The sequence below is a fragment of the Pseudomonas sp. HTZ2 genome (assembly GCF_033173945.1).
GTDB classification, from domain to species: domain Bacteria; phylum Pseudomonadota; class Gammaproteobacteria; order Pseudomonadales; family Pseudomonadaceae; genus Aquipseudomonas; species Aquipseudomonas guariconensis.
The window spans coordinates 4,853,630-4,874,194 of sequence record NZ_CP137332.1 but is presented as its reverse complement, the minus strand read 5'-3'; the positions used below and the strand labels follow the sequence as shown (position 1 = coordinate 4,874,194).

The following is a 20,565-nucleotide window of genomic DNA, read 5'->3' as shown; positions in this document are numbered from 1 at the left end:
CAGGTGGTCAGCGCCGAAAAACTTGTTATAACATTACGAAACCATTTCTTGCCCGCCCCTGGAGTCCTCCATGCGCCGCTTGCTTCTCGCCCTACCCTTCGCCCTGCTTCCCTTGGTTGCAGCCCAGGCCCACGATGATCACGATCATGCCCACGGTACCCTCGGCGCCCATGAACATGGTGTGGCCACGCTCAACGTGGTGCTCGATGGCAATACCCTGGAACTGGAGCTGGACAGCCCGGCGATGAACCTGGTCGGCTTCGAACATGCAGCCACCCGCGACACCGACAAGGCCAAGGTCGCCGCCGTACGCCAGCAACTTGAGCAACCGTTGAAGTTATTCGGCGTGGACCAGGCCGCCGGTTGCACGGAGGACGCCCAGGAACTCGGCAGCCCGCTGTTTGGCGATGCACCACACGCCCACGACGATGACGAGCATGGTCACGAGCACGGGCATGAACACGCCGACGTCAACGCCCATTACCAATTCAAATGCGTAGCGCCTGGCAAGCTCGCCCAGGTAGACCTCGCCCCGCTGTTCCGGGCTTTCCCGGCGATCCAGAAGATCAATGTGCAATTGATTGGCCCGAACGGCCAGAAAGGCCTGCAAGCCTCCCCCATCAACAGCGTGGTCGCGTTCTGAATGAGCCAGGCGCTGATCGACCTACAAGGGCTGCGGTTCGCCTGGCCCGGCCAGCCACCTTTGCTGGACATTCCCGCGTTTCGCCTGCAAGCCGGTGAAGCGCTGTTCCTCAAGGGCCCTAGCGGTAGCGGCAAGACTACATTGCTCGGCTTGCTGGGCGGAGTGAATCGCCCCGATCAAGGCCGGATCCTGCTGCTCGGCCAGGACCTCGCCGCCTTGGGCCAGGGCGCCCGTGATCGGTTTCGGGTCGACCACACCGGCTATATCTTCCAGCAGTTCAACCTGCTGGCGTTTCTCTCGGTACGGGAGAACGTCGAGTTGCCCTGCCGCTTCTCACGCAGCCGCGCCGCACGGGCGGTCCAGCGCCATGGCAGCATCGACCAGGCGGCCGCCACGCTGTTGGCCCACCTGGGCCTGACTGACCCGGCGCTACTTGCCCGGCGCGCAGACAGCCTGTCGATCGGCCAGCAGCAGCGGGTCGCCGCCGCCAGGGCGTTGATTGGCCAGCCCGAGCTGGTGATCGCCGACGAGCCCACCTCGGCGCTGGATGCCGATACCCGCGAGGCGTTCATCCGCCTGTTGTTCGACGAATGCCGTGCGGCCGGCTCCAGCCTGCTGTTCGTCAGCCATGACCAGAGCCTGGCTCCGCTGTTCGACCGTCACTTGTCCTTGGTCGAACTCAATCGCGCGGCCAAGCCCCAGGAGGCCTGATGTACTTGCTCCGCCTTGCCCTGGCCAGCCTGGCCAACCGCCGCTTCACCGCCTTCCTGACGGCCTTTGCCATCGCACTGTCGGTGTGCCTGTTGCTGGCTGTGGAGCGTGTGCGCACGGAGGCCCGCGCCAGCTTCGCCAGCACCATCAGCGGCACCGACCTGATCGTCGGCGCCCGCTCGGGGTCGGTGAACCTGTTGCTGTACTCGGTGTTTCGCATCGGCAATGCCACCAACAACATCCGCTGGGACAGCTTCGAACACTACGCCAAGGACCCGCGGGTGAAATGGGCCATCCCGATTTCCCTCGGCGACTCCCATCGCGGCTATCGGGTGATGGGTACCACAGGCGATTACTTCGACCATTACCAGTTCGCACGCCAGCAACATCTGGCCCTGAGCCAAGGCCGACCCTTCGCAGCGGACCCGTTCGAAGTGGTGCTGGGCGCCGAAGTGGCCGAGGCGCTGCACTACAAACTCGGTGACAAGCTGGTGCTGGCCCACGGCGTGGCCGCCATCAGCCTGGTCAAGCACGACGACAAACCCTTTACCGTCGTCGGCATCCTCGAACGCACCGGCACGCCTGTGGACCGCACCCTGCACATCAGCCTGGCCGGCATGGAGGCAATCCACGTCGATTGGCACAACGGCGTTCCAGCCCGTGGCGCCGGACGCATCAGCGCCGACCAGGCGCGCGGCATGGACTTGCAACCCGCCGCGATCACGGCGTTCATGCTGGGCCTGAACAACAAGATCGCCACCTTCAGCCTGCAGCGAGAAATCAACGAATTCCGTAGCGAGCCGCTGCTGGCAATCCTCCCTGGGGTTGCTCTGCAGGAACTCTGGAGCCTGATGGGCACAGCCGAACAGGCATTGTTCGTGGTGTCGCTGTTCGTGGTACTGACGGGTTTGATTGGCATGCTCACGGCGATCCTCACCAGCCTCAACGAGCGCCGCCGGGAAATGGCCATCCTGCGCTCGGTGGGCGCGCGCCCCTGGCACATAGCCGGGCTGTTGGTGCTCGAAGCGCTCACCCTGGCACTGGCCGGTATCGGTGCCGGGCTAGGCTTGCTGTATGCGGGAATCGTCCTGACCCAAGGCTACGTGCAGGCCAACTATGGCCTCTACCTGCCGCTGGCTTGGCCGAGCGCCCACGAATGGACGCTGCTGGCGATCATCCTGGGTGCCGCGCTGCTGATGGGCAGCGTGCCGGCCTGGCGTGCCTATCGTCAGTCTTTGGCCGATGGCCTGTCGATCCATCTCTGAGAATCGATCATGCGTCGCAAACTTGTACTGTTGCTGCTGTTCATTCTGTCCCCTGCCTGGGGCGACGAGCCCAGAACCCTGGACTGGCCTGCCTTGATCCCGGAGGGGGCGCCGGTGGTCCCAGCCCAGATGGCACCGCTGCATGATTTGTCACAACTGGGTAACGCCCTGGCCGAATCAGCCCCTGCCGCGCGCCAGCAGGCGCCCCACGCTCCGGTGGTCAAGGCGCTGGATGGGCAGTGGGTCAAGCTGCCCGGCTACATCGTGCCGCTGGAAGTGAGCGAGGAAGGCCGTACCACCGAGTTCCTCCTGGTGCCCTATTACGGCGCCTGCATCCACGTGCCGCCGCCACCGCCGAACCAGATCGTGCATATCGTCAGCGAGATGGGCGTGCGCATCGAAGACCTCTACCAGCCCTACTGGATCGAAGGCCGGATGCAGGTCAAAACCACCAGCAGTGAACTGGCCGATGCCGGTTACCAGATGGAAGCTGAAAAGATCTACGCCTACGAGCTTCAATGAGCGCTGTTTAGGCGTTGTGACACGTCTTCGTTGAGCTGAATCAACAGTTCGTTTCGGCCGGCTCCTTACCATTGGACTACTCGATTACTTACGTCCTTTGGGAGCTTCCATGAACAAGTCCTTGCTCGGCGCCTCGCTCATTGCCCTGGCGCTCGCTGCCCCCGTCGCCCATGCCCACCAGGCCGGTGACTTCATCATGCGTGCCGGTGCCATCACCGTAGCGCCGAACGAAGACAGCAGCGACCTCAAGCTCGATGGCACCAAGGTATCGGGCACCAAGGCGACCCTGGACAGCGACACCCAGCTGGGCCTGACCTTCGCCTACATGCTCACCGACCACGTCGGCCTGGAGCTGCTGGCTGCCACGCCGTTCAACCACACCGTGGCTGTCAAAGGCCTTGGCCCTGGCCTGGATGGCAAGCTGGCCGACATCAAGCAACTGCCGCCGACCCTGTCGCTGCAGTACTACCCGATGGAGCCTTCCTCGAAGTTCCAGCCTTACGCGGGCGTTGGCATCAACTACACCACCTTCTTCGATGAAGACCTCAGCAGCTCCCGCAAGAAGCAGGGCTTCAGCAACCTGAAGCTGCAAGATTCGGTGGGTCTGGCTGCCCAGCTGGGCATGGACTACATGCTCACCGAGAATCTGCTGGTCAACGCCTCGGTCTGGTACATCGACATCGACACCAAGGCCACCGTGGACGGCCCAAGCGCCCTGAGCGTGGGCAAGACCAAGGTCGACGTGGATGTCGATCCGTGGGTCTACATGGTGGGCCTGGGCTACAAGTTCTGACCCCCACCCGACATGGCGGCCTCGGCCGCCATGTCACGCTTCACGCTCCCGCCAAACTCCAGGTACCCCCAGTAGCCCAAGGCCAAAGCGCTGATCGACGCGCCCAGGCCACACACCGCCAGCCAGCCCCATCGGGCATATACCCAGGTCGCGGCCACCGCCCCTAACCCACTGCCGATCGAATAACAGCACATGTAGGCGCCGATCAGCCGACTCGCCATTTCGCCACGTCCGGCCAGCAGCAGGCTCTGGTTGGTCACATGCACCGCCTGCACTGCTAAATCCAGAATCAACACCCCCACCACCAAGGCCCATAGTGATTGCTCGAGCAGGGCGCTCGGCAGCCATGACAACGCCAGCAGCGCCAATGCCAGGCCAGTGGTACGGTTGCCCAGCCCGCGATCGGCCAGGCGTCCAGCGCACGATGCCGACAAAGCACCGGCCAGGCCCGCCAGACCGAACAGGCCAACCTGGGTAGGGCTCAGGGCCAAGGGCGCAACGCTCAGGGGCAATACCATGGCGCTCCAGAACACACTGAAGACGGCGAAGACCAGCAACGCGAACAGGCCACGCTGGCGTAACAGCCGATCATGCCGATACAACCCGACCAGCGAGCCCAGCAGTCTCCAGTACCCCGGCCCCTGTTGATTGCGCGCGACAGCAGGCAACGCCCGCCACAACAGCAATGCCATCGCCAGCGACAAGCCGGCCGCCCCGACATAGACACCACGCCAGCCGGTCAGGTCGGCAAGGCCACCTGCGACCAGACGCGCCAGCAGGATACCCACCACCACGCCACTGGTGACCGTGCCCACCACCTGCCCTTGTCTGGACGGCGAAGCCAAGGTTGCGGCATGAGCGACCATTACCTGAACCACCACCGCCATCAGCCCGACCATTCCCATGGCTGCCAGCAGCACGGCCCAATCCCAGGCCATGCTCACTGCCAGCAATGCCAACGCCGACATCAGCAACTGACCAAGAATCAGGCGCTTGCGATCAAGCAGATCGCCTAACGGAACAATCAGTAGCAAGCCAATGGCGTACCCCGCCTGGGTCGCGCCCACCACTAAGCCGATGTAGGCCTGGGGTATCGCCAGGCTGCGCGCCATGGATTCGAGTAAAGGTTGGGCGAAGTACACCGTCGCGACCGCCAGGGCACAGGCGGCCGCGAGCAGCAAGGTCAGCGCCCGGCTTGGCTGCATGTGGCCAGGCGACGCGGATGTCAGGGAAGGCATGGCAAGCTCCTCAGGCAATCTGGTTTCAAATAGAAACCAGCTGCTGGCTATTTAGCAAAGCTGGTTTTAATCTGCAACCAGTTATCCCGCACAGAGTACGCCCATGCCCGACGAGAGAAACGACCCCTGCCCGGTGGCCCGTGCCCTGGACGTAATCGGCGACCGTTGGTCGATGATGATCCTGCGAGACGCCTTCGATGGCCTGCGACGTTTCAGTGAGTTCCAGAAAAACCTGGGACTGGCGAAGAACATCCTGGCCGCGCGGCTGAAGCTGCTGGTGGAAAGCGGATTGCTCGAACTGCAGCCGGCGTCCGATGGCAGTGCCTACAAGGAATACGTGCTGACCGAGCAAGGGCGCGCGGTCTTTCCTGTGGTCATTGGCTTACGCCAGTGGGGGGAGCGCTTCCTGTTCAAGGCGGGGGATGAGCGCTCGGTGCTGCTGGACAACGTCAGCGGCCAACCCATCGAACGCCTGCAGGTGCGGGCCAAGGATGGCCGTTTACTCGGCCCGCAGGACTGCCATCGCCAGCGCGTACGCCATGGGCAATGACCCGTGACGCGCGCTGATCAAGGAGATCAGGCTTTGCCCAACAGCCGGGCCAATCCGTCGACCATCGAGGTAGGCTGCGGGAAGTCGAAACGCGCCAGCAGGCGGGAGTTGTCCGCCCGTGAATGGCGGATGTCGCCCGAGCGCGCCGGCCCGTGCTGGATGGCAGGCAAACTGCCGACTACCTTTTCCAGCGCCGCCAGCAACTGGTTCAGCGAGGTCGCCTGGTTCAGGCCAATGTTCACCGCGCCTTCCTCGACCTGTTCAAGTTCCAGCGCCTGGACCATCACCTGGACCAGATCGCCCACGTATAGGAAGTCTCGCGTTTGCTCGCCATCGCCGAAGACCGTGATCGGCAGGCCTTGGGTAGCACGTTCGCAGAAGATACTGATGACCCCGCTATAGGGCGAAGATGGATCCTGGCGCGGTCCGAAGATATTGAAGAAACGGAACACCACCGGCTCCAGCGCGTGCTGACGACGATAGAAGTCCAAGTACTGCTCGCTGGCCAGCTTGTCCACCGCATAAGGGGTCAGCGGCGCCTTGGGCGTGTCCTCGGCAATCGATTGGCCCTCGCCGTTGTTGCCATAAACCGCCGCGCTGGAGGCGAACAACACACGCCGCACGCCTTCCAGGCGCATGGCTTCGCAGACATTGAGGGTACCGATGAAGTTGCTTTGGTGGGTACGCACCGGGTCTTCGACCGACGCCTGTACCGACGCGACCGCGGCCAGGTGCACCACGGCGCGACAGCCTGCCGTGGCCCGGCGTACCAGTTCGGCATCGGCGACGTCGCCTTCGATCAGGTCCAGGCCGGGATGGTCCAGACGCAGGTTGGCGCGCTTGCCGGTGGAGAGGTCATCGAGCACCCGTACCGCATAGCCTTTATCCAGCAACGCATCGCACAGGTGGGAGCCAATGAAGCCGGCACCGCCGGTGATCAGGATGGGGGCGTCAGCCATGTCGGTAGAACCGGTCCAGTAGAGACGGCAAGCCGGCGCGCCAGGCGCGGGGCTTGATGCCGAAGGTGTGAAGAATCTTTTTGCAGGCCAGCACCGCGTTCTGCGGTTCCTCGCTGGCATCGGGGCGCGCGGCATGGGCCTGGGGCGTAGGGGCCTGCACGGCCAGCTTGTGCCACTGCGCCGCCTCGCCGAGGATCGCCTGGCCCAGCGCCAGCGGCGTGGTCGCCTCGTTGCCGGCGTAGTGGTAGGTACCCCACAGGGGTGCGTCGCAATCGAGCTGCTTGAGCACCGAGAGAATCACCCGTGCGGCGTCGTCGACCGGCGTCGGATTGCCGCGGCGGTCATCGGCCAGCAGCAGCTCCTGGGGTTGTTCGGCGCGGGTGAGGAAGCGGCCGAGCACGCCGTCGATGCTTTCGTCGAGCACCCAGCCAAAACGCAGCAGCACATGCTGCGGACAGGTCGCCCGAACGCTCTGTTCGATCCGCCAGAGCGCCTGGCCACGCAGGCCCAAGGGCACCGGCTCATCCTTTTCGCTGTAGGCCGTGGCCCTTGAGCCATCGAACACTCGGTAGCTCGAAGGCTGCACGAGAATGATCTGGTGGTGCTGGCAGAGCTCGGCCAGCCGCTCAACGGCCCGCTCCTGCAACGCCAGGCGTTGTTCGCTGACCGACTCGGCCTGGAACCAGTCGAAATAGTACGCCAGGTTGACCACGACATCGGGACGGTGATCGTCAAGCAATTGCGTAAGACTGGCCGGCCCCCAGCCGTTCTCCGGTGGGCGCGGCGCCAGGAATCCGATGTCCTCTTCGGCCCCGAGACGAATCAGCGCTTGCCCGAGGGCATTGCCACCACCCAACAGCATCAGGCGCATACGCATAGAGTCAGCAGATCCGAACAGGTTGATAGAAGGAAGCGGACATTTTGCGGGTTCCTCTCGGGGAAGTCCAACCACAGCACATGCCTGGGCGCGACAGGACATCCGGCGTCGATGACGAATTGCCAAGCAGCGCGGCGCATGCGTCGCGGGACCGCGCTCACTCGATCTCGAACAAGCCGTTGCTGATCGGCCCTGCCTTCAGGCGCTCGCGTACGTCGTCATCGATGCGCGGGTCCTCCGGGCGGTACAGCCTCACCTGGCGGTAGGCGTTGATGCGGTTGATCTCCTCGCCCAGGTACTCCCATACCACGCGGGTACAGGCCGGGTTGCGCCGATCCCCACTGGAGACTCCGGTCTTCAAACCGTTGAGCCGGGTGATGCGGCTCTTGAAGCTGGGGATGAGCACGGTCTGGCTCATCTCGTTGAGCGTCAGTGATTCGTAGTCGATCAGAAAGACCCGGTCCTGCAACTGGAAGGCTGCGCCGAGGTAGCGGCAACGTACCTCTGCATGCAGATCGGTGGCACTGGAGCGCTCCTGTCGCTCCTGGCGCTCGAACAGAAAGCTGCCGCGCTCCTCCCACAGGTGCACCAGCGACACCAGAATCGAGCCTGGGACCGACATGCAGTTGGAATATTCGAAGTAATAGCCGCAATAACGCGACAGATTGCCCGCATGGGCATGCAGCGGCTTGAACAGCTCGCTGATCGGGTCGTTCTGCGGTCCGGATTCGGCCGACAGATTGCGAGCCCCGATCAGGCGGGCGAACTGCTCAGGCGGCAGACCCAATTCGTATTCCTCGACACCGAAGAAGTCGCCGATGCGCTTGAGGTTGTAAGCCGTCGGACGGCTCTGGCCGCTGAGGTACTTGTTGAACTGCGCGCGGTTGATCGAAAGCTGTCGGCAAACCTCTGAAATAGAGCGGTAATGACTGCACGCCAGTTTGAGATTGATAGCGAAATGATCGCCCATGAGAAGGGTCCAGATGATGCGAGTGGTGCAAGTTTAGCATCAAGTCGCATCAAGTCAGAGCAACACGCGAAATTGTAACCGTTGTTGTCATGGCCAACCATGCGCCCCCAATAGCGGTGCGCCTGCCGCCCGCTGGTCTTTCCACACGAACAATAAGAATCGAGGTCATTTTTCAATGCTCGAAGCACTCAACGATTTCCTTTCCGGGAAACTCCTCATCGTGCTGATCGTCGGACTCGGCGGTTACTTCACCATCCGTTCTCGGTTCGTCCAGTTCCGTCATTTCGGCCACATGTTCGGGGTCTTCAAGGAATCCCTCCGCGGCCAGGCAGGCCAACTGAGCTCGTTCCAGGCCCTGATGCTGAGCCTTGCCGGCCGTGTAGGCGCCGGTAACATCGCGGGCGTCGGCATCGCCGTGACCCTCGGTGGCCCAGGCGCCGTGTTCTGGATGTGGGTCACCGCGCTGGTGGGCATGTCCAGCAGCTTCTTCGAATGCACCCTGGCCCAGGTCTACAAGCGCGCCGACGGCGACGGCCTGTACCGCGGCGGCCCGGCGTACTACATCCAGCACGGCCTGAAGCTCAAAAGCATGGCGATCGTGTTCTCGATCCTGCTGCTGGTCACCTACGGCTTCGCCTTCATCGGCCTGCAGTCGTACACCGTGACCCACTCGCTGCAGAACGCCTTTGCCTTCGATCCAAAGCACACCGGCATCGTCCTGGCCGTGCTGCTGGCCATTACCTTCATCGGCGGCATCAAGCGCATCGCCGCGGTGTCGGACCTGCTGGTTCCGATCAAGACCCTGGCCTACATCGGCGTGACCCTGTACGTGATCGGCACCCAGATCGAACACGTCCCCGCCATGCTGGAAACCATCTTCAAGAGCGCCTTCGGCCTCGACCCTGCGTTCGGCGGCCTGCTCGGCAGCGCCATCGTCATGGGTGTGAAGCGTGGCGTGTTCGCCAACGAAGCGGGCCTGGGCAGTGCGCCGAACGTCGCCGCCGTGGCCGCCGTGAAGCACCCGGGCGCCCAGGGCGTGGTCCAGGCCTTCAGCGTGTTCCTCGATACCTTCGTGATCTGCACCTGCACCGCGCTGCTGATCCTGCTGTCGGGCTTCTACACCCCGGGCTTCGAAGGTGATGGCATCGTCCTGACCCAGAACTCGCTGGCCGCCGTGGTCGGTGACTGGGGCCGTCTGTTCGTCAGCATCGCCCTGTCGCTGTTCGTCTTCACCTGCATCCTCTACAACTACTACCTGGGCGAGAACAGCCTGCAGTTCCTCAGCCGCAACCGCGTCGTGCTGATGATCTTCCGCGGTCTGGTACTGGCGCTGGTGGTATGGGGCTCGATGCAAGACCTGTCGACCGTGTTCGCCTTCGCCGACATCACCATGACTTGCCTGGCGTTCGTCAACTTGATCGCTCTGGCCCTGCTATTCAAGGTCGGTCTGCGTGTGATGCGCGACTACGACGAACAGCGCCGCGCGGGCATCGACCAGCCGGTGTTCGACTCCAGCAAGTTCGCTGACCTGGACCTGGACCGCAACGCCTGGCCGGCCAATCCTCAGGCTGAAACCGCCGCTGACAAAGCCGTCGCCCAAGCTCAGCCACAGCGCTGATATCCTCTGCTGCCCAGCCGCCCCGTCCGGGGCGGCTTTCCTTCTCCGCTCATCGCTACGGATGCTTTCCATGCGTGCAGTCAAGAATCTTCTCGTCCTCTATACCGGTGGCACCATCGGCATGCTGCAGACCCCTGAGGGCCTGGCGCCGGCCAGCGGCTTCGAGGCGCGAATGCGCGAGCACCTGGCGCTGCACGCCGTGGCGCCCCGCCTTCAGTGGTCGCTGCGCGAACTCGACCCATTGATCGACAGCGCCAACATGCAACAGGCCAACTGGCTGGCCATGCGCGATGCCATCGTCGAGGCGGTGGAACACGACGGCCATGACGGTGTGCTGGTGCTGCATGGCACCGATACCCTGGCCTACAGCGCGGCGGCATTGTCGTTCCTGCTGCTGGGCTTGCCTGTACCGGTGTTGCTGACCGGCTCGATGCTGCCGGCCGGTGCGCCGGACAGCGACGCCTGGGACAACCTGCTTGGCGCCCTGAATTTGTTCGAAAGCGGCCTGGGCAATGGCGTGCAGTTGTACTTCCATGGCCAATTGCTGCATGGCTGCCGGGCCTCGAAGCTGCGCAGCGAAGCCTTCGATGCCTTCGCAGCTCTGCCCCGCCACCGCGAAGGCGAGCGCGCCACGGCGATCCCGCCGACACTGGATTATCGCCAACGCCGCCAGCCGGTGCGCCTTGCGGTGCTGCCGGTCGTGCCTGGCCTGCAGGCCGGCTTCGTGCAGGCGATGCTCGCTACCGGCGTGCAGGGTCTGGTGCTGGAATGCTATGGCAGCGGCACCGGCCCTTCGGATGACCAGGCGCTGCTGGACGCGCTGCACGAAGCCCGCACAGGCGGGGTAATGATCGTTGCGATCAGCCAGTGCTCTGAAGGTTCGGTGGTGTTCGATACTTATGCCGCTGGCAGCCGCCTGCGCGATACCGGGTTGGTCAGCGGCGGCGGCATGACCCGCGAGGCGGCGCTGGGCAAGCTGTTCGCACTGCTGGGCGCAGGGCTGGATGTGCAGGCGGCAGAGCACTGGTTTGCCCTGGACCTGTGCGGTGAGCGGGCCTGAAGGTCGTCCAGACTGACGCATTCGCGGCGGTTCGACGCCTCGATAAACTCGCTCCCCAGAGGTTCTCGGAGAAATGGCGGAAGGCAGCGGGAGTCGAACCTGCCCGGGAACGGATGCCGTCCCCAACCGGGTTTGAAGCCCGGCCGCGCCACCGGGCGCGATTGCCTTCCTTGTAGTCAGTGCCTGGTCTGCTGCTCGGCCAGTGCACTGTCGGCTCGGATGTAACGCTGGTCGGCGACCCTCCGGGTCAGGCCGATTCGGTCGAAGTATTCGAGGATCTGAACACTGCGTTTGCGACCGATGCCCAACATATCGCGAAACGCGGCCACCTGCACTATCGGCGTACTGGCCGACAGCTGCAACAGCATGTCTGCCATGCGCCGGACAGTCGCTTCAGGGTAAAAAAGATCGCGCACCACCTGGTGCACCAGCCCCAGCCGCGCCAGCTTGCGCAGCAACAGGCGCACGTCGGCTTCATCGCGTCCTTGCGCCGCGGCCAACGTCCTGACCCAGGGCGGATCGTACTCCCCCCTCGACAACTCAGGCTCCAGCAGCGCCCACAAGACAGCGTCGGCGTCGCTCAATTGCACTTTATGTTCCGGCAGATGCAACCACGGCCCGCTACTGACGACTACGCCGGCTTCGAGCAACTCCTCCAGCAAACTGACGAACGCCGAACGCTCCATGGGCAACGCGGCGAACCTGCGCAGGCGGTCGCGATCCGGCCCCAGCTGGTCAGGCTCCTGCTCATGGAACAGCGCCAACTGCATCGTGATCCGCTCTTTCAGCGCTTGCCAGTGGTGCCTGGCGAATAGCAATGGCCCTTGCCGCGTGGCGATGACCTGGACCGTTTCAGGTAATGCCCAGGTTTCGCGCTGTCGGTTGAACTGACGCTCCAAGCGTTGCGGATCCAGCCCGCCAGGAGCGGCATCGAGCAAGGCCGGCAAGGCCTGCTCCAAGGCATGGGCCTCGCTCAGAGCCTGCAACTGCCGCAGGCGCATTTCACTTCGCCGCTGCCGACTCGGGGCAAAGGGGTCGAGCACACGCCCACCGCCCAAGGTACGTTGGGCGCGCTGATCCCTGAGCACCAGCCGATCGCCATGCACCGTCTGCAAAGGTGCGTTGAGCAGCAACTGGGCGAACATCCGTTGGCCTGCCTGCAGTTTCTCCCCCTCAAGCAACGCGACACGCGCCGTGACATCCTGAGTGCCCAGATGCACGTGCACGGCGCTGAAATGCTCGAAGGTACGCGTCTCGCTGGGCAATAACGTGAGATCGATATCCACCCGCATGCAGGGTGCATGCAGCCAGTCCGGTACCAGCCAGTCGCCCCGATGGATCTGCTCCAGCGCCAGGCGCTCGGCGTGGAGGTTAAGCGCCACTCGCTGGCCGGCCTGGGCCACCAACGCGGCCTGGTTCTGCGCGTGCAGCCCGCGCACCCGTACCGGCTTGCCGGCCTTGCCCAGCAGCAAGGTATCACCCGCGCTGACCTGCCCGGCCAAGGCGGTGCCGGTGACCACGACGCCGGCGCCGGCCACGGCAAACGCCCGATCCACGGCCAGACGGAAACCGCCGCGTGCGCTGCGTTGACCTACAGTGTGTTCAGCGTCCAGCAGCGCCTGGCGCAACGCCTCGACGCCCTCCCCGGTGAGGCTGGACAACGGGAACTGCTTCGCCTGCGCATAGGGCCCGGGCGCCAGCAGCGCCGACACCTGAGCCTGGACCTGCGTCACCCTCTGCGGCTCGACCCGGTCGCACTTGCTGATCGCCACCAAGGCCTGGGGGATGCCCAGCAGCTCGATGATCGCCAGGTGCTCACGGGTCTGCGGCATGACGCCGTCGTCCGCGGCCACCACCAGCAACACCAGGTCGATGCCATGGGCACCGGCGAGCATGTTGTGGATGAAGCGCTCGTGTCCGGGGACGTCGATGAAACCCGTCAAGGGCGCCCCCTCGGCCAGCGCAGCATAGCGGTAGCCGAGATCGATGGTCATGCCCCGGGCGCGCTCTTCCTGGCGATGGTCACCGGCCTGGCCGGTCAGGGCCTGGAGCAGTGCAGTCTTGCCATGGTCGATATGGCCGGCGGTGCCGACGATCACTGGACCGGCCCCAGGCGCAGTGCTGGCAGTTGCGCCAGCCAGTGGGCCTCATCGTCGAGCTGACGCAGGTCGAGCCACAGGGCGTCGTCGTCGATGCGTCCGAGCACCGGCACCGGCAGATCGCGCAAGGCGCGCTCCAGCACGTGCAAACTGCGCCCACGCAGCTTCTTCGACACCTGCGGACGCAGGCACAGGGCGGCGCTGGGCAGACGCGCCACCGGCTGGCTACCACTGCCGATCATGCCCAAGGCCGGCTCGACGCTCACGGTCCATTGCGCCCCCAGGCAGGTTGCGAGTGCCGGAGCCAGGCGCTCGGCCTGGGCCGCAATCTCTTCCTGAGGGCGAGTCAACAGGCGCAGGCTGGGCAAGCGCTCGGCCAGCCGATCCGGATTGCGGTACAGCGCCAGCACGGCCTCCAGCGCGGCCAAGGTGATCTTGTCGACCCGCAGAGCGCGCTTGAGGGGGTTCTTCTTGATCTTGGCGATCAGCTCCTTGCGCCCGACGATGATGCCGGCCTGGGGTCCACCGAGCAGCTTGTCGCCGCTGAAGGTGACGATGTCGGCGCCGTCGGCCAGGGCCTGGCGCACCGTGGGCTCAGCCGGCAGGCCCCAGCGGGTGAGGTCGAGCAGGCTGCCGCTGCCCAGGTCCTCCAGCAGAGGCAAACCATGGGCGTGGGCGATGGCTGCCAGCTCGGCGGTCGATACCTGGGTGGTGAAGCCTTGGATGCTGTAGTTGCTGCAATGCACCCGCATCAGCAAGCCGGTACGCGGGTTGATCGCACCTTCGTAGTCACGGGCGTGGGTGCGGTTGGTGGTGCCGACCTCATGCAGGCGGACACCAGCGCGGGCCATGATGTCGGGGATACGGAAGGCGCCGCCGATTTCGATCAGCTCGCCCCGGGAGATGACGCCCTCCTTGCGCGCGCCCAGGCTGTTGAGTGCCAGCAGCACGGCAGCGGCATTGTTGTTGACCACCGTCACGGCCTCGGCCCCGGTGAGCTCGCGGATCAGACCTTCGATCAGGTCGTCGCGATCACCACGTTTGCCGGTGGCCAGGTCGAACTCCAGGTTCAGCGGGTGGCGCGCGGCGATCTGCATGGCCTCCACTGCCTCCTCAGGCAACAGCGCTCGGCCAAGGTTGGTGTGCAGCACCGTGCCGGTAAGGTTGAAAACACGGCGGACCTGGCTGCGCTGCTGGATGGCCAGGCGTTCGCCGGCGCGGCCATTGAGGACATCCGGCGCCAGCTCGACTGCACTCATCTGGCCAAGGCGAGCGGGTTCGCGCAGATCGCCAAGCAGCTGACGCAGGGTGGCTAGTACTGCCTCGCGGCCATGGCGCTCGATCAGCGGCTCGCAGGTTCGGTGGCGTAGCAGGGTGTCGATGGACGGCAGGCGTGGGGTGTCGCTGGCGGGGCTCGAGGACATGCAGTACTACCTTAAACTGATCCTTAGTCTGTTGTGCCCTGCTAGCGGGCGAACCCGCTCCCACCGCAATGCGCCAAACCTTGTGGGAGCGGGCTTACCCGCGAACAGGGCAACTCGATGTTGCAGTGTAGACACTCTCCTCTATCCCGGCGCCAGCATCAGGTTCGGCGCCAGCCGCTGGAAGCCCTCCTCGTCCAGGCGGATATCCAGCGCCAGGCTCGCCAGGTCATCGGCCAGCGGCTCGGCCGCAGCGTCGTTCTCCAAGTAGCTCTGCTTTAGGTAACGCTGGCATCCAGGGCAGCATTCGGCGCGCAGTGGCGCTTTGCCTGGCGCGTGCCGGTCATCCTCGAGGTTGGTGTAACGCAAGTCCTTGCTCGATTCGCAGTACACGCACTTGACCCGCACCACATGCCACTCGCAGGCACACAGTGAACAGACCAGGTATCGCAGGCCATTGTGCTTGCCGCGGTTGCGCACCACCCCAGCCATGGCCGGTGATCCACAGGCCGGACATTGGGCCAGGCTGTCGGCGGGCTTGAGTTCAGCCTCCGGCAGCGCCAGCAGCCAATAGGACCAGGCCGCCTGCAGCGCAGCGCCGATAAAGGGCACCAGCGCCGCCGGCACGGCATCGTACTGGCCGGCCAGCAGGGCAATGGCCCAGCCTTTGCGCTGACTGTCGTCGCTTTCCCGCAAGGTCCGCAGCGCCTCGCCCAAGGGCCCGTCGGACGCCTCATCGAAGCGCTCGAGCAGCGCCTGCAGCCAAGCCAGCCAAGACCCCTCGCGTACCAGGCTGTCGGCTGCCAGCGGCGGCAAGCCATGCCTTATGCACAGGCGCTGGCGCTCGTGTGCCACCGGCAAGTCACCGGGCGGGTTATCCACAAGCTGCTGCTGGAGGCGGCACAACCGCGCGACCAGCATCAGGTACTGGCCAAGGGCATTGCCCTCGGCCAGGTGCTCCAGGCGCTCGGCGCGCCGTTCGAACAGGTTGGCGGGCGGCAGGTTCAGAAACGGCGGCGCCACGGCCGACGCTTCGATCTGCCCGGGTTCAAGTATCGTGCTCAAGCGCTCATCCTTCTTTTCTGCCGTGATTGCCCGGAGACTTGTCGCCGGTCACGTCGCGATACCACAACTCATGGTGCTTGCGTGCCCAAGCGCGGCTGACCGAGCCATGCAGCATGGCGCCTACCGAGCCTTTGATCCAGATGCCGGCATAGATATGCACGATGATGCTGAGGATCAGCACGAACGCCGCCAGCGCATGAAGCAAGGTCGCCAGGCGAATCGCTCCGATGTCGAAGTATTGGCTGAACCAGGCGCGCCAGATCACCACGCCACTGACCAGTAGCACCAGCATGCACAGCAGCAGGGTCCAGAACAGCAGCTTTTGCCCAGCGTTGTACTTGCCGATCGGAGGTACGCCCTCCTCCTCGTTGCGCATCACCCGGTCGATACGGCGCAGCCACAAACGATCATTGGCAGTGATGAAGTTGGCTCGCCAGAACCGCAGTACCAGCCCCAGGAAGAACACGAACATCGCCACGCCCAGGAATGGGTGCAGGATGCGCGTCCACGGACCACCGCCGAACAGATGGCTGAGCCAGAACAGCGCCGGATGGAACAGTGCCAGCCCCGACAGCCCGGCCATCACGAACAGGATCGCGACGACCCAGTGGTTGCTGCGCTCGTTGGCGTTGTAGCGCAGGATCGGTTTGTTGTCGCTCATGGCCGCGGCCCCCCTTGCCCACCCGGCTTGGTCGGATCATAGACATGCACCGACGGGTCCACCTGATGCACGCTGTCATCGGCAGGCGCCAGGGCGTCGTCCTCCTCGACCCGCTGCGGGCCGACCCGCACATAGTGGAAGAACCCCGCCAGCACTGCCGCGCCCATCGCCAGCAGCGCCAGCGGTTTGCTGATGCCTTTCCACAACCCCACCAACGGGCTGATTACCGGCGCATCCGGCAGCCCGGCGTACAACTTGGGCGTGTCGGCGTGGTGCAGCACATACATCACGTGGGTACCGCCGACGCCATCCGGGTCATACAGCCCGGCCTTGTCGAAGCCCCGGGACTTCAAGTCGACGATGCGCTCGGCGGCATGCACCTTCATTTCATCCTTGCTGCCGAAGACGATCGCCCCGGTCGGGCAGGTCTTCACGCAGGCCGGTTCCAAGCCCACGGCCACGCGGTCGGAACACAGGCTGCATTTGTAGGCCTTGTGGTCTTTCTGCGAAATCCGCGGGATGTTGAACGGGCAGCCGGTGATGCAATAACCGCAGCCGATGCAGTGGTCCTGGTTGAAGTCGACGATGCCGTTGGCGTGCTTGATGATCGCCCCCGGGCTCGGACAGGCCTTCAGGCAACCTGGCTCGGCGCAGTGCATGCAGCCATCCTTGCGAATCAGCCACTCCAGGTTGCCATCGTCGCGTTCGTGCTCGGTGAAGCGCATCAGGGTCCAGGTTTCGGCGGTCAGGTCCTGGGGGTTGTCGTAAGTGCCATGGTTGTGGCCGACCTCGTCACGCAGTTCGTTCCACTCCGAGCACGCCACCTGGCAGGCCTTGCAGCCGATGCACTTGGTAGTGTCGATCAGCTTGGCGACTTCCTGCTGCTGGCGCACCGAAGGCGGTACGGTCGTGGTGGCCGAGCGGGCGATGATGTCTTGCTGGGCCATTAGATTTTCTCCACGTTGACGAGGAACGACTTGGACTCCGGCGTTTGGGTATTGCCATCACCCAGGAACGGCACCAGGGTGTTGGTCAGGTAGCCGTGCCGGGTGATGCCGGTGAAGCCCCAGTGCAGCGGAATGCCAATTTGGTGAACGGTCTGGTTGTTGACCTTCAGCGGACGGATCCGCTTGGTCACCACCGCCACCGCCTCGATATGCCCGCGCTTGGAGCTGACCCGCACCCGGTCGCCCGCCTTGATGCCTTTCTCGTTGGCCAGTACCTCGCCGATCTCGACGAACTGCTCGGGCTGGGCGATGGCGTTGAGGCGGCAGTGCTTGCTCCAGAAGTGGAAGTGCTCGGTCAGTCGGTAGGTGGTCGCCGCGTAAGGGAACTCGTCGGCCTTGCCCAGGGTGTCCCATACCGAGTCGAACACGCGCCCGGCCGGGTTGCTGATGGCCTTCTTGTTCTGCGGGTTGAGCGGGTTGATGCCGATGGGCGTCTCGAACGGCTCGTAGTGCTCGGGGAACGGCCCCTCGGCCATCTTGTCGATGGCGAAGAACCGCGCTACCCCCTCGGGGTTCATGATGAACGGGTTCATCCCCGCTTCCGGCGGCGAGTCGACCTTGAAGTCCGGCACGTCGGTCCCCGTCCAGGCCTTGCCGTTCCACCACACCAGGCGTTTTTTCTCCGGATCCCAAGGCTTGCCTTGCGGGTCGCTGGAGGCGCGGTTGTAGAGGATGCGGCGGTTGGCCGGCCAGGCCCAGGCCCAGTTCTGCACCTGATGCATGCCGTAAGGGTCGCTGTTGTCGCGCCGGGCCATCTGGTTGCCCTGCTCGGTCCAACTACCGGCGAAGATCCAGCAGCCGGACGCCGTACTGCCGTCGTCCTTGAGCTGGCCGAAGCCTGCCAGTTGCTGGCCAGCCTTGAGCGTGGCACCGGTAGGGTCGGTGAAGTCGCTGACCGCCCAGCCGTTCATTTCCTTGGCCAACTCCTCAGGCGAAGGCTCTTCGGGAATCTTGTAAGGCCAGTTGATGTTGAGCAGCGGATCAGGATACGCACCGCCCTCGGTCTTGTAGCGATGACGCAAGCGCAGGAACAGCTCGCTCATGATCTGCACATCGGTGCGGGTCTCGCCCGGCCCATCGGCGCCCTTCCAGTGCCACTGCAACCAGCGACTGCTGTTGACCAGCGAGCCATCCTCCTCGGCAAAACAGGTGGTGGGCAGGCGGATCACTTCGGTCTGGATATTGGCGGTATCGACGTCGTTGAAGGGCCCGGCATTGCGCCAGAACTCGGACGTCTCGGTGGCCAGCGGATCCATCACGACCAGCCACTTGAGCTTGGCCAGCGCAGCGGTGACGCGGTTCTTGTCCGGCAACGCGGCGATCGGATTGAAGCCCTGGCAGAAGTAGCCGTTGACCTTGCCCTGGCTCATCATCTCGAACATGCGCAGCACGTCGTAGGAGCCCACATCGAGCTTGGGCAGCCAGTCATAGCCCCAGTGGTTCTCGGCGGTAGCGTTGGGGCCGTACCAGGCCTTCATGAGGCTGACATGGAACTTGCCGTAGTTCTGCCAGTAGGACAACTGCCCTGGGCGTAGCGGTTTGGAGGCGCGCTTGTCGATGAAGGCGGCGTAGTCCTGCTCGGCATCGCCGGGCAGGGTGAGGTAACCGGGCAGCGAGTTGGACAGCAGCCCCAGGTCGGTCAGGCCCTGGATGTTGGAGTGACCGCGCAGGGCGTTGACCCCGCCCCCCGGCATGCCGACGTTGCCCAGCAGCAGCTGGACCATGGCCGCGCTACGGATGATCTGTGCACCGATCGAATGCTGCGTCCAGCCCAGTGCATACAGGATCGTCATGGTCTTGCCCGGCTGCGAGCAGGTGGCGATCTCTTCCCAGACCTTCATCATGGCGTCCTGGGGCATGCCGCAGGTCATGCTCGCCACTTCCGGGGTGTAGCGGCTGTAATGCTGCTTCATCAACTGGTAGACGCAACGCGGGTGCTGCAAGGTCGGATCGACTTTGGCAAAACCATCCTCGCCCAACTCATAGCCCCAGCCGGACTTGTCGACGTAGATGCGTTTGTCCGCATCATAGCCACTGAACAGCCCGTCCTCGAAGCCATAGCCTTCTTTGACGATGAACGACACGTCAGTGTAGTTGCGCACGTATTCGTGCTGGATCTTGTCGTTGCTCAGCAGGTAGTTGATCAACCCGCCCATGAAGGCGATGTCGGTTCCGGTACGGATCGGCGCGTAATAGTCCGCCACCGAGGCGGTACGCGTGAACCGCGGGTCGACCACGATCAGCCGCGCCTTGTTGTGCGCCTTGGCCTCGGTCACCCACTTGAAGCCGCACGGGTGCGCTTCTGCTGCGTTGCCACCCATCACCAGGACCAGATTCGCATTGGCGATATCGGACCAGTGATTGGTCATGGCACCACGGCCGTACGTCGGGGCAAGACTTGCCACCGTCGGGCCGTGTCAGACACGCGCTTGGTTATCGAACCCCAGAACACCCAATGAACGAATGACCTTATGCGTCAGATAGCCAGCTTCGCTGGAAGCGGCGGACGCTGCGAGAAAGCCCACGCTGAGCCAACGGTTGACCGTCTGCCCTTGGGCGTTCTTCTCGATGAAGTTGGCGTCGCGGTCCTTTTTCACGAGATCGGCGATGCGATCGAGCGCCTCGTCCCAGCTGATCCGGGTCCACTCCTTGCTGCCAGGCTTGCGAACTTCGGGGTATTGCAGGCGGTTCGGGCTGTGGATGAAGTCCAGCAGGCCCGCACCTTTCGGGCACAAGGTCCCGCGGTTGACCGGATGGTCCGCGTCGCCTTCGATGTGGATGATGTTCTGTTTGACGTTCTTGCCCGCATCGCCCTGGCTGTACATGATCAGGCCGCAGCCGACCGAGCAGTAGGGGCAGGTGTTACGGGTTTCTTTGGTGTGCGCCAGCTTGAAGTGGCGCACCTGCTCGGCGAATGCGGGGGTCGGGGCCATGCCCAACGCCGCAAGGCTCGAGCCTCCAAGGCCGATCGCGGCGACCTTGAAGAACTGCCGACGGTTGAGGTCCATCGTGCACTCCTGATCAGGTTCTGGACGTCGGGACATCGCCGACGCCTCAAGGACTTCACGGTGGCGGCCAACGGATGGCCACCAACCCTAACTCTAGC

At 64.2% G+C, this 20,565-nt stretch carries 18 protein-coding genes and 1 tRNA gene; 8 read left to right on the top strand and 11 right to left on the bottom strand.

What is annotated here, in order from left to right:
• Positions 1-70 precede the first annotated feature (70 nt).
• The 5 genes from R6G97_RS22705 (at position 71) to R6G97_RS22685 (ending at position 3,934) form a co-directional block, all read left to right on the top strand.
• A complete protein-coding gene (locus tag R6G97_RS22705) occupies positions 71-643 on the top strand; it encodes a DUF2796 domain-containing protein (protein WP_317847547.1) in 573 nt (190 codons plus the stop codon).
• Entirely contained in the window at positions 644-1,354 is a 711-nt protein-coding gene (locus tag R6G97_RS22700) for an ABC transporter ATP-binding protein (RefSeq protein WP_043210239.1), read from the top strand.
• On the top strand, positions 1,354-2,619 hold the full coding sequence (locus tag R6G97_RS22695) for an ABC transporter permease (RefSeq protein WP_317847546.1): 1,266 nt from the start codon (positions 1,354-1,356) through the stop codon (positions 2,617-2,619). Before R6G97_RS22700 ends, R6G97_RS22695 begins: the two co-directional genes overlap by 1 nt.
• Before the next feature lie 9 nt (positions 2,620-2,628).
• Positions 2,629-3,141, top strand: coding sequence for a DUF3299 domain-containing protein (locus tag R6G97_RS22690; RefSeq protein ID WP_317847545.1), 513 nt, complete (start codon positions 2,629-2,631; stop codon positions 3,139-3,141).
• A 109-nt stretch (positions 3,142-3,250) separates the two neighbouring features.
• Positions 3,251-3,934 carry an OmpW/AlkL family protein gene (locus R6G97_RS22685; RefSeq protein WP_043210247.1) on the top strand — a complete coding sequence of 228 codons (684 nt, stop codon included), beginning with the start codon at positions 3,251-3,253 and terminating at the stop codon, positions 3,932-3,934.
• Here the strand turns inward: R6G97_RS22685 and R6G97_RS22680 are convergent.
• Positions 3,922-5,139 (bottom strand): MFS transporter, encoded by a 1,218-nt coding sequence (locus R6G97_RS22680; RefSeq protein WP_317848175.1) that lies wholly within the window; start codon positions 5,137-5,139, stop codon positions 3,922-3,924. The two genes, R6G97_RS22685 and R6G97_RS22680, sit on opposite strands and share 13 nt — an antisense overlap.
• Before the next feature lie 136 nt (positions 5,140-5,275).
• Between R6G97_RS22680 and R6G97_RS22675 the strand changes: the two genes are divergently transcribed.
• Positions 5,276-5,722, top strand: coding sequence for a winged helix-turn-helix transcriptional regulator (locus R6G97_RS22675; RefSeq protein ID WP_043210248.1), 447 nt, complete (start codon positions 5,276-5,278; stop codon positions 5,720-5,722).
• A gap of 26 nt (positions 5,723-5,748) precedes the next feature.
• On the opposite strand, the gene R6G97_RS22670 is transcribed toward R6G97_RS22675, so the two are convergent.
• From R6G97_RS22670 to R6G97_RS22660, 3 genes are all read right to left on the bottom strand, one after another.
• A complete protein-coding gene (locus R6G97_RS22670; RefSeq protein WP_043210250.1) occupies positions 5,749-6,681 on the bottom strand; it encodes an NAD-dependent epimerase/dehydratase family protein in 933 nt (310 codons plus the stop codon).
• A complete protein-coding gene (locus R6G97_RS22665) occupies positions 6,674-7,558 on the bottom strand; it encodes a sugar nucleotide-binding protein (protein WP_043210252.1) in 885 nt (294 codons plus the stop codon). Before R6G97_RS22665 ends, R6G97_RS22670 begins: the two co-directional genes overlap by 8 nt.
• Before the next feature lie 157 nt (positions 7,559-7,715).
• Positions 7,716-8,528: a helix-turn-helix domain-containing protein gene (locus R6G97_RS22660; RefSeq protein WP_070573912.1), complete on the bottom strand. Its 813-nt coding sequence runs from the start codon at positions 8,526-8,528 to the stop codon at positions 7,716-7,718.
• 175 nt (positions 8,529-8,703) lie between these two features.
• Here R6G97_RS22660 and R6G97_RS22655 point away from each other — a divergent pair, with 175 nt between their 5' ends.
• Both R6G97_RS22655 and R6G97_RS22650 read left to right on the top strand, forming a co-directional pair.
• Entirely contained in the window at positions 8,704-10,146 is a 1,443-nt protein-coding gene (locus R6G97_RS22655) for an alanine/glycine:cation symporter family protein (protein ID WP_043210256.1), read from the top strand.
• A gap of 70 nt (positions 10,147-10,216) precedes the next feature.
• On the top strand, positions 10,217-11,206 hold the full coding sequence (locus R6G97_RS22650) for an asparaginase (protein WP_317847544.1): 990 nt from the start codon (positions 10,217-10,219) through the stop codon (positions 11,204-11,206).
• Positions 11,207-11,280: 74 nt separating this feature from the next.
• Here the strand turns inward: R6G97_RS22650 and R6G97_RS22645 are convergent.
• The 7 genes from R6G97_RS22645 to fdnG all read right to left on the bottom strand — a co-directional run bounded on the left by R6G97_RS22645 (position 11,281) and on the right by fdnG (position 20,467).
• Positions 11,281-11,376: transfer RNA gene (locus R6G97_RS22645), tRNA-Sec, on the bottom strand.
• Between the two features lie 6 nt (positions 11,377-11,382).
• Complete coding sequence (selB, locus tag R6G97_RS22640) at positions 11,383-13,305, bottom strand: selenocysteine-specific translation elongation factor (RefSeq protein WP_182816569.1); 1,923 nt, start codon at positions 13,303-13,305, stop codon at positions 11,383-11,385.
• Positions 13,302-14,729, bottom strand: a complete 1,428-nt coding sequence (gene selA / locus R6G97_RS22635; protein WP_182816571.1) for an L-seryl-tRNA(Sec) selenium transferase — start codon at positions 14,727-14,729, stop codon at positions 13,302-13,304. Before selA ends, selB begins: the two co-directional genes overlap by 4 nt.
• A gap of 141 nt (positions 14,730-14,870) precedes the next feature.
• Positions 14,871-15,791, bottom strand: a complete 921-nt coding sequence (fdhE, locus tag R6G97_RS22630; protein ID WP_090346913.1) for a formate dehydrogenase accessory protein FdhE — start codon at positions 15,789-15,791, stop codon at positions 14,871-14,873.
• Positions 15,792-15,795: 4 nt separating this feature from the next.
• Positions 15,796-16,452 carry a formate dehydrogenase subunit gamma gene (locus R6G97_RS22625; RefSeq protein ID WP_090346912.1) on the bottom strand — a complete coding sequence of 219 codons (657 nt, stop codon included), beginning with the start codon at positions 16,450-16,452 and terminating at the stop codon, positions 15,796-15,798.
• Positions 16,449-17,399, bottom strand: coding sequence for a formate dehydrogenase subunit beta (fdxH, locus tag R6G97_RS22620; protein WP_043210267.1), 951 nt, complete (start codon positions 17,397-17,399; stop codon positions 16,449-16,451). Before fdxH ends, R6G97_RS22625 begins: the two co-directional genes overlap by 4 nt.
• On the bottom strand, positions 17,399-20,467 hold the full coding sequence (fdnG, locus tag R6G97_RS22615; RefSeq protein ID WP_317847543.1) for a formate dehydrogenase-N subunit alpha: 3,069 nt from the start codon (positions 20,465-20,467) through the stop codon (positions 17,399-17,401). Before fdnG ends, fdxH begins: the two co-directional genes overlap by 1 nt.
• Positions 20,468-20,565: the final 98 nt, after the last annotated feature.

Coding starts and splice junctions, on each gene's coding strand:
- R6G97_RS22680 (WP_317848175.1), bottom strand. CDS start 5,139: ATGCAGCCAAGCCGGGCGCTGACCTTGCTGCTCGCGGCCGCCTGTGCC.
- R6G97_RS22685 (WP_043210247.1), top strand. CDS start 3,251: ATGAACAAGTCCTTGCTCGGCGCCTCGCTCATTGCCCTGGCGCTCGCT.
- R6G97_RS22705 (WP_317847547.1), top strand. CDS start 71: ATGCGCCGCTTGCTTCTCGCCCTACCCTTCGCCCTGCTTCCCTTGGTT.
- R6G97_RS22695 (WP_317847546.1), top strand. CDS start 1,354: ATGTACTTGCTCCGCCTTGCCCTGGCCAGCCTGGCCAACCGCCGCTTC.
- R6G97_RS22670 (WP_043210250.1), bottom strand. CDS start 6,681: ATGGCTGACGCCCCCATCCTGATCACCGGCGGTGCCGGCTTCATTGGC.
- R6G97_RS22660 (WP_070573912.1), bottom strand. CDS start 8,528: ATGGGCGATCATTTCGCTATCAATCTCAAACTGGCGTGCAGTCATTAC.
- R6G97_RS22700 (WP_043210239.1), top strand. CDS start 644: ATGAGCCAGGCGCTGATCGACCTACAAGGGCTGCGGTTCGCCTGGCCC.
- R6G97_RS22625 (WP_090346912.1), bottom strand. CDS start 16,452: ATGAGCGACAACAAACCGATCCTGCGCTACAACGCCAACGAGCGCAGC.
- R6G97_RS22690 (WP_317847545.1), top strand. CDS start 2,629: ATGCGTCGCAAACTTGTACTGTTGCTGCTGTTCATTCTGTCCCCTGCC.
- R6G97_RS22665 (WP_043210252.1), bottom strand. CDS start 7,558: ATGCGTATGCGCCTGATGCTGTTGGGTGGTGGCAATGCCCTCGGGCAA.
- R6G97_RS22655 (WP_043210256.1), top strand. CDS start 8,704: ATGCTCGAAGCACTCAACGATTTCCTTTCCGGGAAACTCCTCATCGTG.
- selA (WP_182816571.1), bottom strand. CDS start 14,729: ATGTCCTCGAGCCCCGCCAGCGACACCCCACGCCTGCCGTCCATCGAC.
- R6G97_RS22650 (WP_317847544.1), top strand. CDS start 10,217: ATGCGTGCAGTCAAGAATCTTCTCGTCCTCTATACCGGTGGCACCATC.
- R6G97_RS22675 (WP_043210248.1), top strand. CDS start 5,276: ATGCCCGACGAGAGAAACGACCCCTGCCCGGTGGCCCGTGCCCTGGAC.
- fdxH (WP_043210267.1), bottom strand. CDS start 17,399: ATGGCCCAGCAAGACATCATCGCCCGCTCGGCCACCACGACCGTACCG.